Source organism: Phaeodactylibacter sp., from assembly GCF_022763345.1.
Taxonomy (GTDB): Bacteria; Bacteroidota; Bacteroidia; order Chitinophagales; family Saprospiraceae; genus Phaeodactylibacter.
The window spans coordinates 20,016-33,831 of record NZ_JALEGS010000108.1 but is presented as its reverse complement, the minus strand read 5'-3'; the positions used below and the strand labels follow the sequence as shown (position 1 = coordinate 33,831).

Here is a 13,816-nt window from a genome sequence, read left to right as displayed (position 1 = left end):
TGACAAATGGCTGTGATACCCAGACCGACTGCTCGGATGAAGAAGCCCTTGCCAATACGCTGGACTGGGTCAACCCGATGGATATTTGCGAGGAAACTGACGATGTGGTTGGCTACCGGATTTACTATGCCCCATTCGAAGGCAGTGACTTTGAGTTTATCGCTTCCATTGACGATTCCAGGCTCACCGTCTATGACCATAAGCCAGAAATAGGCATTGCAGGCTGCTACGCCGTTACTGCGGTGGACACCTTTGCCAACGAAAGTGAATTCAGCAATATCATTTGCGTCGACAATTGCCCGTTCTACCAGCTCCCAAACGCCTTTACGCCCAACGGGGACGGCCAAAATGATATCTTCCGCCCTTACCCCTACTGCTTCATTGACCGTGTGGAATTCACCGTGTTCAACCGCTGGGGGCAGATCGTATTCACTACCAACGACCCTGACCTCAACTGGGACGGCACTAATCTGCAGGGGCAGGCTTTGGAGGACGGCACTTACTTCTACAATTGCCGTTACTTCGAGCGGCGGGTTACCGGCATTCAGCCCAGCCCCGTAATCCTGAAGGGCTACATTGAGCTGATACGGAACAGCCGTTAATTTCAAACTAGAAGCCCCGGGAAACCAATCAGGCAGCCCGGGGCTTTTTCTTTCACAGCAACCAGCCTGTTATTAGCCGCCCAGCTGTCCGATTTCGTATTTCGCACGCTCAACGTACTTACTGTCTGTGATCATCTTATACGCTTCGATAGCGCCAGCAGTATCACCTTTAGACTTTAGGATTTCCGCCTTCTGCATCAGGTACTTGTCTGCGCCATCAGCTGCCAGCTCAATGGCTTTTTCGGCATGCATGAGCGCATCATCCTTGCTGCCATCGCTTAGCAATGCGTCGCTAAGGTAATAATGGACATCAGCACTTTCCCCGCCTTCGAGATAAGCTGCGGCCATATCCTTGACCAGAGCCCAGTCTTTGTCCCCCCAGGCAACAGCAACCATATTCTCGGCTTTACTGTTCATTTGCTCAGCCTTGTCGGCCTTGCCTGCCTTTTCGCAAGCCACACCAGCCGTTTGGTAAGCTCCAACAGCCTTGGCCATCATATCCATACCTTCAAGGGCTTGTGCCTTACCGATATAATTAGCATAGAAACCAGGGTTATAATCTAGGCCCTGCTGATAAGCCTCCAGCGCTTTTTCATGGTCATCAGCCTTACGTGCATTAGTACCTACGTAATAAGCTGCAATGGCACCATTTTTCTTGGCCAGTTGCATAACCTTGATATCAGTCTCGGAGGAAGAATCTGCTGTTTCCAGGGCCTGTCCCATTAGCTCAAACGCTGCATCATACTCTTTCGCTTTCAGCTTAGCAAGGCCATCGTTGTAGAGGCTGGCAGCCGAAGCCGTTTGTTCTTCTTCTTGTGCATTAAGCGTATTGGTAAACAGTCCAAAAATTGCAAAAACACCTGCTAAAATTATTGTTCTTTTCACGATAACAAACACGTTTTGTTAGTTTAAAAATATATACAATGATATCGACTTCGACACTTATTTGCCTTTGAGACGCCTAAATGCCGAATTTGTAACGTCGAATGCTGGTTTTGGGTTTAGAAACTGCGCCGTTAAGCCCGTTTGCCCCCAATTATCATCGGCGGTCAAACCAAAAGGTAGCCAGTATAGCAAAAATGCCAAAATAGAGCAGGGACGATACACTGCCCCACCAAAAGACTGGCATTTCACGGGGCTGATACCAAAGCAGCCCTACCATAGAGACAATAAAGACCACCGTCGCTGTCAGATTGCCCGCCCGCCAGCGTTTTGTCCGGCTTGGATAGGCAAACTTCACCGGTACAAACTGTAGCACCGCCAGTATTATTATAAACAAAAGGTTAATGGTACTTTCCCACTCAAATACGAAAAGCAGATAGAAAGCCACCATATTCCACATCACCGGAAAACCAATGAAGTAGTAATCCTCCGAAATCATGCCCGACTTTCCATAATAGACGGCCGAAGTGACCAAGATGAGAAAAGCGGCCCACAAATCATAGGGGGAGGCGATAATTCCCGCCTGATAGATGAGAAATGCCGGGATTATGGCGTAACCGGCAAAGTCGATCACAAAGTCTATGCTCTTGCCGCTCATTTCCGGCAGCACTTCAGTGACTTTGAAGCGCCGGGCCAGTGTACCATCCACTCCATCGATAACCTGAGCAGCCAGCAACCACCACATGGCGTTGGTATAGTTGTGCTGTGTACCTTCAACCATTGCCATAAACACGGTGATGATGCCACTTGCGGTAAAGAGGTGGACGGCCCAAGCCTGAGCTCGTTGACCAGTGGTGTACGGCTTCCCCATAGATTGATCTTGCTGCAGCGCTAAAATATGAGTAATTTTCGGCATTTCAGAATAACCAGCCTATGCCCTTTCAGACTTGGCGTTTACTCCGTCCCTCCATCGTTCTATTAGTCATTCTTGGACTGGGCGGAGCCTATCTCCACTTTTTCACTGAGCAGCCACTAAGCTGGCCGGCTTACCTGGCCATGATGTTTTTTTACGCGCTCATTTTCGGTGTAGGTGCCTATGCCGCAAGCCTGAGACAGGGCAATGATAGTGAAAGCCTGATGCTGGCCGGGCGGCAACTGCCCCTTTTTCTGGCTATTTTCACCATGAGTGCGACCTGGGTTGGAGGAGGCTACATCAACGGTACCGCAGAGTATACGGCCAGTGCCGGGCTAGTGTGGGTACAGGCGCCCTGGGGCTATGCGCTTAGCTTGGTTGTCGGTGGCCTGTTTTTCGCCCGCCGCATGCGCACCTACCGCTTTCACACCCTTTTGGACCCGCTTGAACAACGGTTTGGAAAACGGACCACAGCCCTGCTGTTCCTTCCCGCCCTGTCTGGAGAGCTTTTCTGGACCGCTGCTATTCTGACAGCCTTAGGCACAACCTTCGGCGCTATTGCAGGGCTGGACACCCCAACTGCAATAATGGTTTCCGCCATCATCACCATCGCCTACACGGCTCTGGGCGGGCTATGGGCAGTGGCCCTCACTGATGTTATTCAGCTTCTTTTGCTCTTTGGTGGATTGTGGCTGGTCACGCCCTACGCACTAGAACAGACTGGCGGATGGACGGCAGCTTGGGCAGATTACCAGCAGGCTTACGGTGCTGCCGCGAGCCTACTGCCTAGCCGCGAAGCACTTGGAGCTTACTACTGGAATTGGTGGGATTATGCTTTGCTGCTCATTTTTGGCGGTATACCCTGGCAGGTATACTTTCAACGGGTGCTCTCTTCTAAAGATGCAGATACTGCTGTCCGGCTGTCCCTGATTGCAGGAGCAGTTTGCCTACTGGCTGCGGTGCCTGCCGTCATGATTGGTATTGCTGCCCATGCGGCTGACTGGACTGCCTTGGGTTTGCCGCCCCCACCTGACGCGGCCTCCACCCTGCCGTGGGTAGTCCGGTACCTTACCCCCTCGTGGGTAGGAATCATTGGGCTGGGCGCCATCGCGGCAGCTGTTATGTCCTCGGCCGATTCGTCTATCCTCTCAGCTTCTTCAATGGCAAGTTGGAATGTTTTCCGGCCCTTGGTACAGCCCGAAGCCTCATCAGCCAGGCTTGGTAAGGTCGTACAACGTATGATTTGGATCATTGGCGTGGCTGCCACCTTGATTGCCTTGAATATCCAGAGTGTTTATGAGTTGTGGTTCCTATGCAGCGACTTTGTGTATTGCTTGCTGTTCCCGGCCCTGGTCTGCGCGTTATTCGACCCCAAAGCCAATTCAACCGGGGCTGTTGCCGGATTATTGGTTGCAGCTTTTCTGAGATTTGGAGGGGGGGATGCCACCCTCGGCATACCCTTGCTGCTCCCTTACCCAATGGTGGAGGATGGGGTGTCGCTATTCCCTTTCCGCACTACAGCGATGCTGTCCGGATTACTCACTATCGTAATCGTATCAAGGCTAACCCTGCGGTGGTACCCTCCTAAGCAATTGAAAAAAATCGACTGATGCGGGTTTACCAAACCGGGCGGTGCTCCCCGAATGCAGGCTGCACTTTATCCTTTTCAGACAGGATAACCTCGTTGAGGTCAAACTCCCAGTCAATTCCCAGTTCGGCATCGTTGAATAGGATTCCTCCTTCGTGCGCTTTAGAGTAGAAATTGTCGCATTTGTAAAAGAACTCCGCCGTGGGGCTTAGCACAAGATATCCATGCGCAAAGCCACGAGGTACGAAAAGCTGCCTTTTGTTTTCGGCACTTAGCCGAAGGCTGAACCACTTGCCGTAGGTTGCTGACCCGGGGCGGATGTCCACCACCATATCCAAGACCTCCCCTTCGAGTACACGGACCAGTTTGGCCTGAGCCATATCTCCGACCTGATAATGCAAACCCCGCAGCACGCCTCGGGTTGAGCGTGCCTGATTGTCCTGAACGAAGGGCACCGTAATGCCTGCCTCCTCAAACCTTTGTTGGTTGAAAGCTTCGTAAAAATAACCCCGGTCATCTTTCCAAACCTGAGGCTCAAATATCTTCAACCCCTCGATGGGCGTATCCAGAAATGGCATATTAGTTTGACTTTACGCCTGCAATATAGCTGCTGCTTGCGGGTTTTCCCAAAGCACAGCGGTAAATCACTATTTTTTACGGAAAAACACACCAATGGGCACGCCTGAGAAATTAAACTTTTTGCGAAGCTGATTTTCCAGATAGTGCCGGTAGTTATCTTTCACATGTTTGGGGTTGTTGCAGAAAAAGGCAAATGCCGGGTAGTAGGTCGGCAACTGCGTAACATATTTGATTTTGACAAAACGCCCCCGGTGAGAGGGTGGCGGATACCGCTCAATGGCTTCCAGCATGACTTCATTTAGTGTGGACGTTTTGATCTTCCGGCTCCGGTTCTCGTAAACCTCCAGACCAGTCTCCACAGCCTGAAATATCCGCTGCTTGTCTGCAACAGAAATGAACAGAATAGGCACATCCGAAAACGGCGCAATCCGGTTGCGAAGCTCTTTCTCATAGTCCCGTGCCGTATTGGTTTCCTTTTCCAGCAGGTCCCACTTATTCACCAGTATGACAATGCCTTTATTCCGGCGCTGTGCCAGCCGGAAGATGCTCATATCCTGTGTCTCCATCCCCGTTTGCGCATCGATCATCAGCAAGCAGACATCGGCTTCCTCAATGGCTTTGATGGCACGCATCACAGAATAGAACTCCAGATCTTCGTGCACTCTTGACTTTTTCCGTATGCCGGCGGTGTCTATCAGCAGAAACTCTTTATCGAACTTAGAGTACGTAGAGTGAATAGAGTCACGGGTAGTCCCGGCAATATCAGTGACAATATTACGATCTTCTCCCAAAAGCGCATTTGTTAAAGAAGACTTCCCCACATTAGGCTGCCCCACGATAGCGAAGCGCGGCAGCTGGCTAGGCTCCTCTTCTTTTTCTTCAATGTGCTCCACTACGGCATCCAGCAGGTCACCCGAGCCGCTACCTGTCAAAGAAGAAAGGAAGTAGGTATTCTCGAAGCCCAGGCTCCAGAATTCGTTCGCCTCCATCATGCGATTGTGGTTGTCTACCTTATTGACGGCTAGATAAACCGGCTTTTCAGTACGGCGCAGCATACTAGCTACCTCTTCGTCAAGGTCTGTAATGCCCGTGGTCACATCGACCATAAAGACAATCACCCTCGCTTCCTCGATAGCAATCTGTACCTGAGAGCGGATGGCCGCCTCAAAAATGTCTTCGGAATGCTTCACGAAACCACCCGTATCGACCACCGTGAAGGTCTTCCCATTCCAGTAGCTGGTGCCGTATTGCCGATCGCGCGTAACGCCACTGATGTCATCAATAATGGCCTGCCGCTCTCCGATCAACCGGTTGTATAGCGTCGATTTGCCTACGTTGGGCCGGCCGACAACCGCTACAATATTATTACTCATTGCTTTGTATTCAAATTTTTACAGCCCACAAAGATACGGGTTAATCTGAGAACTTGGCTGCATGGCTTGTACATCTGTACAGAAGTTGCGGTTTCTGCCTGCCCGAAATGTTAAAATTCAACTTTTTTCACGATCCAATTATGGAATTTGACCATCCACGCGACAAATAAGTATAAAACAACCCTAAAAAAACCATGTACACCCTAACAATTGTGAAGGCAATCAGTATTGCCCTGCTTTCCGCATGCCCTATGGCACAGCCCGGATTAAGCGCAACGTCTACGGATTTATTTGGCACGCACCAGCTGAATACCGCCTACGGGCTGATGAACATTCAGGTGGGGGTAGCGCTTGAGCAACAGGCCTCAGCGCTAGCCATCGGGCCGCAAACGATATTCGTAAAGAACGCCCCTCTGATCCGGGTCCTGGAACTGATGGAGCGGCCGATCGCGCCCTGCCCGCTTACAGCCTATAACTTTGGGCCCCCACCTTCGATGGATGATTTTCCTGAACGAAAGGGCATCACTGCGCAAACGCTGCTGGCAGAGCGTATCCATTTCAAAATTTCCTGCAGCGATTGCCAGTTGGAAGACTTACAGGAAGTGGCTTTTGACTTTTTTCAATCTAAGTTGCCCAAAGAACCTGAGTCACAAGACCATCCGCAGTTGCTCAGTCAAACCGGGGCAACTCAGACCAACCGCTGAACCTGAGTAGAAGCCTCAAGTTTCAGGCTTTCATCTATGCTCAGCAAATTGAGCCCGGGTGCCTTGCCCGGCTCAATACTGCCCAGTTCTGCTTCGTATCCTAAAGCTTCAGCCCCGTTGAGCGTTGCCCACTGTAGCAGAGTCTCGAAGGACACATAGGATTGATATTTAGCAATGGTCTTCATTTCCTCAAGGACCGAAAGCTGCCAGTTGGAGGTCAGGCTGTCCGTACCGATGGTCATGCGCGCACCGTTGTCCATGAAGGCTTTATAGTTGGGCAAGCGGTTCTCAATATAGAGGTTGGCGTTGGCACAGGTCGCCCAGTATACGTTGTCGCTCCATTCCTGCGCCGCCTGAATATCCGCTGCCGCAGTCATCGTATTGTGCACAAAAAGCGTACGGCAGGCCGGGTTCATATGCTGCATCGCATAGTAGATGGATGGCCGCCCGGTAGGCTTCAGCTGCTCGACTGAAAAGCCAAAGGCATTGTAAAAATCCACGAAGCCTCCTTCCTTGGACAGGAAAAACTGGTTCTCGTGCACCGTTTCCTGATTGTGTATGCTAACGGTGCTATTTGTATCCGGATTAAGTGCATTGATTTTTTCGAAAAGTGTTGGAGAGACGGTGTAAGGCGCATGGGGCACAGCCGCTTTTTTATTGCCATTGCCTGCTGCCTGTCCGTCGTAGACCTCTTTGTAGTTCTCAAAGGTTTGCCCGGCCATACTATCCTGCAGGAAGTCAAACATCTCTACGAAAGTATAATACCGGATCGGGCTTTCGGCTTTGCAGGCCGCAGTATCCGTTTTATTAGAGATATCGCCTACAGCCACTATGCCTTCCTCGCACATTTCCTTATCGGCCCGGTCGATAGCGTCGAGTATCTCCTCCATGGGAATATCCCGAAACTTGACCACCTGCTGCAAAAACGGCAACAGCCCCGTCCCGGTATCCACCCGGCCTTTCATATGAGAAAGCTCAAGGTGGCAGTGGGTATTAATGAAGCCCGGTACAATGACGCCACGATGGACCTCAAGCGTAACCGGGTCATGTGCCTCGCGGGCATCAATTGACTGGATAATACCTTGGTCATCAACGACCACCACGCCTTCTTTTACGGGTGTTCCCACCACAGGAAAAACATAGTCTGCAGTTAGCTTTCGCATAGGTTTATTTTTTCAAAACATTATCCTTTCACCTCTACACCGATCTGTTTTCCAATCCGCTTCACCAACAAGCCATTTTTCATTCGGGGTTCAAACCAAGTAGACTTGGGTGGCAGGACCTGCCCAATATCAGCAACTTTAATCACCTCTTCCATTTGTACTGGATAAAGGCAGAACGCGACACTATCCGGTTCTTTTTCTGCTTGCTTAAGCACTCCGGCTATTCCTTTGGGGCCCTCAATATACTTGACCCGCTGATCATTGCGCACATCCTCGATGCCCAGAAGTTTGCTCATCACTTTATGATTCAGCAACATGGCATCAAGCACTACCGGCTGGCTCGCGTACTCCAGCATGATGCGCTCTTTCCATCTCAACCGGTACCACTCCCCGCGCAGGTACATCGTCAGTTCGAACTTCCGGCTGGGTTTGGCGGCTTGCTCAATGGGCTCAATTTCAAAAGTATGAGAAAGGCGCGCCATAAACTGAGCCGGAGAATGCCCGTTAAGGCTCTTGATTACTCGGTTAAAATCCTGTATCTGAATATCATGAATAGGAAAGAATGCCGCAAAAAGGCTGGCGTAGTCTTCCTTGTTGCCCCCGGTCTGATCGAACAGCCTAAGTGCGGTGGAAGTGCGGTGGTGCCCATCGGCAATATAGGTTATCGGGACATGCTCCATAAAGAGCGCCTGCAAACTGGCAACCTGATCCGGTGCAGCAACACGCCATATTTTATGGTACTCTTTGTCCCCGCTGAGCTGAAACTGCATGAGCGGCACCTGCTCCTGTTTGTACTGTTCCAGCCAGTTTTTGATGGCGGGTACAGGGTGATGAGCCAGTAAGACCGGTTTTACTGCCGCTTTTCGGCGCAGTAGCAATTGTAGTTGCTTCTCTTCTTTTTCGGCCAGGGTCTCCTCATGTTTTCGGATCCGGTCATTCAGACAATCAGCCATGTGTACACCGGAGATTACCCCGGTAAAGCTTCTGCTCCCCTTGGTGATCTGGTATACAAACATAGAAGGTTCTTCTATTTCGTGAAAGAAGCCCTCCTCAAAGTATTTATCATACTCCTGTTTGACGGTCCCAAAGAATTGTTCGGGAGTCTGTATTTTTTCAAGCTTAGGGAAAGTTGCCCTGAATGGTAGCAGCTGCATAAATGGTTTTATATGGCTGTAATTCGGGCGGGAAATTACAAAAAAAAGAAAGTGTAGCAGCATTACGCCGCTACACTCCTAAAAAACTAAACCCCAGTTATAATTCTTGTCAGCGAATTTACGCTGTTTGTTTCAGTTGTTTCGCCTAAGTAACGCCTCAGATTTTCGGATTGTTGCCTCGCAAATGTTAAATTTTTTTCAGACAAATCTGGCTCCGGCGTCAGGAGATAGAAAAACGGCAAACTGAAAGATCTTATTGCAACGCAAAGAAAAAAAATTCCCTCCAATGATCCAACGCCCCTTTACACATCGTACGTCATTATAGTAACATGTAAAAGTTTCACCCGATTAATCTGAAAAAAATCACCTATGAACACCTTAGCTCTGAAAACAGAACTTACCCATTTGACGATGAGCCGCAGCGCTTTCGGCCGCACCCCTGAAGAAGTGCTCAACCGGCTCCGGCAGTCCATCAACGGCAGCCCGATCCCTTTGGGCTCCTTTCTTGGTATGAGGTGCACGAGTATGCGCAATATCGGTAAGGATATTCGTACTGCTCATTACGTCTTGCTCTATGAAGGTCAGGCATTGCTGATTAAGCTGACCAATTTTCTGCCACGCAACCGCTGGGAAATCAGCACCTGCGCTTTTATGTAGCTACCTCAGGGAACTCTGCTCTTGCTTTAGCCATTAATAAACGGTGAAAGAAATATTATCTTCGCCGACAAAGCCGACTAAACATGAGCAAGAGATATATCGTTACTTCCGCATTGCCTTACGCCAACGGTGCCCTACACCTTGGCCACCTCGCGGGCGCCTACCTTCCCGCTGATATTTATGTCCGCTACCTTCGCCTGCTTGGCAAAGACGTAGTTTGGGTGTGTGGTTCCGACGAGCACGGCGCTGCCATCACCATTCGGGCCAAAAAAGAGGGCATCTCCCCTCAGGAGATTATCGACAAATACCACGGGCTGAACAAACAAACGTTTCAGCAGCTCGGAATTTCCTTTGACATTTACCACCGGACCAGCGCTCCTATCCACCACGAAACGGCTCAGGACTTTTTCACCACACTCTATAATAAAGGTGGAGAATTTGAGGAGCGAGAGCAGGAACAGTATTACGATGAAGACTACGATCAGTTTCTGGCTGACCGTTATATCACAGGTACCTGCCCCAAATGCGGCCACGGCGCTGCCTTTGGAGACCAATGCGAAAACTGCGGTTCCGATCTCTCCCCTACCGAGCTCATCGACCCCAAATCTACCCTCAGCGGAAAAGCGCCCACCCTGCGCAAAACTACCCATTGGTATTTCAAGCTTGACAAACACGAAGACTGGCTTCGGGATTGGATCGACAAAGGCATTCTGGATGGCAAAACGCACCACGACCCCAAGGCCTGGAAACGACATGTAGTCGGGCAATGCCTGAGCTGGCTGGATGGCGGGCTGCAGCCCCGTGCCATCACCCGAGACCTGGATTGGGGCATACCAGTGCCCGTGGAAAATGCAGAAGGCAAAGTACTCTACGTTTGGTTTGATGCCCCAATCGGCTACATCTCGGCCACCCGCGAATGGGCCAAACAAAATGGTAAGAACTGGGAAGACTATTGGAAAAGCGAAGACAGCGAGCTGATCCACTTCATCGGCAAAGACAATATTGTGTTCCACTGCATCGTCTTCCCGGCCATGCTAAAAGCATACGGCGGCTACAACCTTCCGGTAAATGTGCCGGCCAATCAGTTCCTTAACTTCGAGGGTGAAAAATTTTCCAAATCCCGTGGTTGGGGGCTCGAACAGCACCAATACCTGGAAGAGTTCAAAGACTTCCCTAATAAGGAAGATGCCCTGCGCTACGCCCTGACCCGCAATATGCCGGAAAACCGGGACGCCGACTTTAAATGGGACGAGTTCGTGGATTTCCACGATAAAGAACTGGCAGACAACCTTGGCAACTTTGTTAACCGGGTGATTGTATTGTCCAACAAGTATTTTGAAGGAACTGTCCCTACTCCAAACACCGATACCCATACAATCCTGGCCCCTGCCCTTGAGATTGTGGACCGCATCGTACAGGATCTGGACCGATTCAGCTTCCGCACGGCCGCTCAGGGCGTGATGGAACTATCAGCCTGGGGCAATGCTTACCTGCAAGATGCAGCACCATGGGCCCTCTACAAGGCAAACCCGGAAGACCCGGCCATACGGGATATCATGTTTACAGGCCTGCAGGTCGTTGCCCTGCTCAGCCTGCTAACCGCCCCCTTCATTCCGTTTACCAGCCCGAAACTACGCAGGCTGGCGGGCTTACCGGAATTGGAAAACGGCGACCTCCAAAAAGCCCTGGAGCAACTGGCCAATAAAGAGCCGCTGCTCCCGGCCGGTCACAAGATTGGCCAACCCGAGCTGCTTTTTGCCAAAATCCACGACCGCAAAGACGACAGCCGTCTGCAAATCGTAAACCGGCAAAAGGAAAAACTGGAAGCCATCGAAGCAGCCGACCAGGCTCAGGAACGCGAGCCGATCAAACCCAACATCGAGTTTGACGACTTCACTAAACTGGACTTACGGACCGGCACCATCCTGGCGGCAGAGAAAATGCCAAAAGCGAACAAGCTCCTGAAGCTTACCGTTGATATTGGTAGTGAAAAGCGGACCGTCGTTTCCGGTATCGCTAAGTTTTTCAAGCCGGAAGACTTACCCGGGCAAACGGTAGTCTTAGTGGCCAATCTCGCCCCGCGCAAACTAAGGGGCGTAGAATCTCAGGGCATGGTCTTGATGGCTGAAAACCAGGAAGGTGAACTTGCCTTCGTACATCCGCAGGATGGTTTCGGAAACGGTTGGATTGTCCGCTAATTTTCGGACCCACATTGGGCGGGCTTCTCCACGCTTGCCCAATACTAAACCATTTGGAGCTACATGACTGACCATTATGAGTTTATTCTAGCTGGTAAAAATATCGTACTCAACGCCGAAGGGTTTCTAGACCATGTACGCATCGACGCCGAACCTGCCGAAAAAACGATGACCCTCAAGGAAGGGTTTTTGGAATTATCGCAGTCCCCAACACCTCATTTCCTCCTCGCTACCGTACATAACGGACAACCTATGCTGATCCGAAAATCAGAGCCTGGAAGCAAGAATGCTACAGACAAAGCCCTACAGGACTTTACCCGTACTTCCGGCACTGATGTTTTCTGTTTCACCATGGATGAACAATTCGAGTTCAAACATTATTTCTACTATCGTGCCGGCAAGCTGCTGAAATCAACTACGAAAGGCAATGCTGCCACAGAAATCCCATACGAAAAAATGGGCCGTACTCCTGAGCTTGTGCTTACTGCTTTCTGCGACAGCTGGCTGGTTCTTCAGCAGCTGCAGTGGCAATGCTTCCGGCTTCAAGCTTCTTTGGAGGGTGCCTGATACTCATCAAATACATGCGCAACAATACCGTTTTTTTTGCCTTTGGTTTATTCCTGTTGCTCTTTGGCGTTGCAGCCGTATGCTTCAGTCAGCTGATCATTGAGGATATTTTACAAATCGAGCGTGAATTCGGGCAGGAGCCGCTCAGCCTCACCTTTGTAAGGGCAGGTTTAGTAAGCAGCCTGATTGGGGCAGGTTTGTTATTCTTCGGAGCCTGGCGCAACCGGCAGCACAAAAATTAGGCTCACAAATTGCTTTGCGAGCCCAATTAATGGAGGATGAGCTATAAGCACAGCCCATCCGTAACCCAATAAATCACCCAACTGAAAATATCTTTAGTGCGGCAGGTACTTTATGACCAGCCCGTAGGTAAAGGTCCCCAGTGTAGCGCCTGCGAGTATCAGAAGCATAATGGTGTAGCCGCTGCCAAGCAAAACGTACATAGGCCCAGGGCAGCAACCTACCAGCGCCCAGCCCAATCCAAAGATCGTGCCGGCAAGCAAATGCCGCTTAATGTTCAAATTCATAGGATTATAACCGACCAGTGTGCCCCGCAGGGTGGTCATTTTCGTTTTCTTCATCAGCCACATGGAAGCAGCACCCAATACCACTGCGGTACCAATAATGCCATACATATGGAAGCTCTCGAAGCGGAACATCTCGTGAATACGGAACCAGGAAACAGCCTCTGATTTGGCCATTACAATCCCGAAAAAGACGCCCACTGTCAGGAATGATAAGTTTTTCATATCGTTGTGTTTCTACGACTTTTTGCTTAAAAAATGATTACCCCACTAGGAATGGGAAGATGAAATGGGTCATAGCCAGCCCACCGATAAAGAAGCCGATCACCGTAATGAGCGAAGGCAACTGGAAGTGCGCCAGGCCAGAGATGGCATGCCCCGAAGTACAGCCATCACCATAGCGGGCACCAAAGCCGACCAGAAAACCACCTCCCACTGCCATGAGGATACCACTCAGGCTCTCAAAGTTGAACAGGGAAGTCGGCACAAAACCAATGCCCTTGGCATCTGCCTCCGGGTAATTGATCCCGATCGTTGCCAGATAGTCGACTGTTTCCGGGCTAATCGCGACAGGCTCAGGACTCTGTAAGAAATGAGTGGCAATATAACCACCGATCAGGCCACCGATCACGAAGGCGATCCTCCAAAACTCCTCCTTGACATCCATTTTGAAAAAGTCAGATACTTTTCCTGCACCCGCAGCACTGCAAAAGGCTTTAAAAGTAGTAGAAACGCCAAAGCTGCGTCCCATCCAGGTCATCAAAGCGAGCACCAATGCTATAGCAGCACCCGAAACCGCCCAGTGCCAGGGTTGGCTGATGAATTGAACCAGGGATGAAGCATTTACCGCTAAATTCATAATTATTCTATTTGTTAGTATTGTCGAAAAGTTTGTTTACTCCGGTCAGGGTG

At 50.4% G+C, this 13,816-nt stretch carries 14 protein-coding genes and 1 pseudogene; 7 read left to right on the top strand and 8 right to left on the bottom strand.

What is annotated here, in order from left to right; genetic code table 11:
* A partial coding sequence (locus MRY86_RS26055; RefSeq protein WP_293563382.1) for a gliding motility-associated C-terminal domain-containing protein occupies positions 1 to 602 on the top strand: 602 nt, incomplete at its 5' end.
* Between the two features lie 72 nt (positions 603 to 674).
* On the opposite strand, the gene MRY86_RS26050 is transcribed toward MRY86_RS26055, so the two are convergent.
* A complete protein-coding gene (locus MRY86_RS26050; protein ID WP_293563381.1) occupies positions 675 to 1,487 on the bottom strand; it encodes a hypothetical protein in 813 nt (270 codons plus the stop codon).
* Between the two features lie 154 nt (positions 1,488 to 1,641).
* Positions 1,642 to 2,355, bottom strand: a complete 714-nt coding sequence (locus MRY86_RS26045) for a CDP-alcohol phosphatidyltransferase family protein (RefSeq protein ID WP_293563380.1) — start codon at positions 2,353 to 2,355, stop codon at positions 1,642 to 1,644.
* Positions 2,356 to 2,417: 62 nt separating this feature from the next.
* On the opposite strand from MRY86_RS26045, the gene MRY86_RS26040 reads away from it, so the two are divergent.
* Complete coding sequence (locus MRY86_RS26040) at positions 2,418 to 4,007, top strand: sodium:solute symporter family protein (protein WP_293563379.1); 1,590 nt, start codon at positions 2,418 to 2,420, stop codon at positions 4,005 to 4,007.
* A gap of 7 nt (positions 4,008 to 4,014) precedes the next feature.
* Here the strand turns inward: MRY86_RS26040 and rfbC are convergent, their stop codons facing one another.
* Both rfbC and der read right to left on the bottom strand, forming a co-directional pair.
* Complete coding sequence (gene rfbC / locus MRY86_RS26035; protein WP_293563378.1) at positions 4,015 to 4,563, bottom strand: dTDP-4-dehydrorhamnose 3,5-epimerase; 549 nt, start codon at positions 4,561 to 4,563, stop codon at positions 4,015 to 4,017.
* 69 nt (positions 4,564 to 4,632) lie between these two features.
* Positions 4,633 to 5,937 (bottom strand): ribosome biogenesis GTPase Der, encoded by a 1,305-nt coding sequence (gene der, locus MRY86_RS26030; protein ID WP_293563377.1) that lies wholly within the window; start codon positions 5,935 to 5,937, stop codon positions 4,633 to 4,635.
* Positions 5,938 to 6,131: 194 nt separating this feature from the next.
* Here der and MRY86_RS26025 point away from each other — a divergent pair, with 194 nt between their 5' ends.
* Positions 6,132 to 6,641, top strand: coding sequence for a hypothetical protein (locus MRY86_RS26025; RefSeq protein WP_044230063.1), 510 nt, complete (start codon positions 6,132 to 6,134; stop codon positions 6,639 to 6,641).
* On the opposite strand, the gene MRY86_RS26020 is transcribed toward MRY86_RS26025, so the two are convergent.
* A complete protein-coding gene (locus tag MRY86_RS26020; protein WP_293563376.1) occupies positions 6,626 to 7,804 on the bottom strand; it encodes an amidohydrolase family protein in 1,179 nt (392 codons plus the stop codon). The genes MRY86_RS26025 and MRY86_RS26020 overlap by 16 nt on opposite strands.
* A gap of 20 nt (positions 7,805 to 7,824) precedes the next feature.
* Positions 7,825 to 8,958, bottom strand: coding sequence for a DUF1015 family protein (locus tag MRY86_RS26015; protein WP_293563375.1), 1,134 nt, complete (start codon positions 8,956 to 8,958; stop codon positions 7,825 to 7,827).
* Positions 8,959 to 9,327: 369 nt separating this feature from the next.
* Between MRY86_RS26015 and MRY86_RS26010 the strand changes: the two genes are divergently transcribed.
* The 4 genes and pseudogenes from MRY86_RS26010 (at position 9,328) to MRY86_RS25995 (ending at position 12,622) form a co-directional block, all read left to right on the top strand.
* Positions 9,328 to 9,615, top strand: a complete 288-nt coding sequence (locus MRY86_RS26010; protein ID WP_044230076.1) for a hypothetical protein — start codon at positions 9,328 to 9,330, stop codon at positions 9,613 to 9,615.
* Between the two features lie 65 nt (positions 9,616 to 9,680).
* Positions 9,681 to 11,813 (top strand): annotated as a pseudogene (metG, locus tag MRY86_RS26005) (methionine--tRNA ligase); the annotation flags it as partial.
* Positions 11,814 to 11,876: 63 nt separating this feature from the next.
* Positions 11,877 to 12,380: a hypothetical protein gene (locus tag MRY86_RS26000; protein WP_293572071.1), complete on the top strand. Its 504-nt coding sequence runs from the start codon at positions 11,877 to 11,879 to the stop codon at positions 12,378 to 12,380.
* 14 nt (positions 12,381 to 12,394) lie between these two features.
* Positions 12,395 to 12,622, top strand: coding sequence for a hypothetical protein (locus tag MRY86_RS25995; RefSeq protein ID WP_044230083.1), 228 nt, complete (start codon positions 12,395 to 12,397; stop codon positions 12,620 to 12,622).
* Between the two features lie 93 nt (positions 12,623 to 12,715).
* Here MRY86_RS25995 and MRY86_RS25990 read toward each other — a convergent pair whose 3' ends face one another.
* Positions 12,716 to 13,129, bottom strand: coding sequence for a DUF6691 family protein (locus tag MRY86_RS25990; RefSeq protein WP_044230085.1), 414 nt, complete (start codon positions 13,127 to 13,129; stop codon positions 12,716 to 12,718).
* 37 nt (positions 13,130 to 13,166) lie between these two features.
* Entirely contained in the window at positions 13,167 to 13,763 is a 597-nt protein-coding gene (locus MRY86_RS25985; RefSeq protein WP_044230088.1) for a YeeE/YedE thiosulfate transporter family protein, read from the bottom strand.
* Positions 13,764 to 13,816 lie beyond the last annotated feature (53 nt).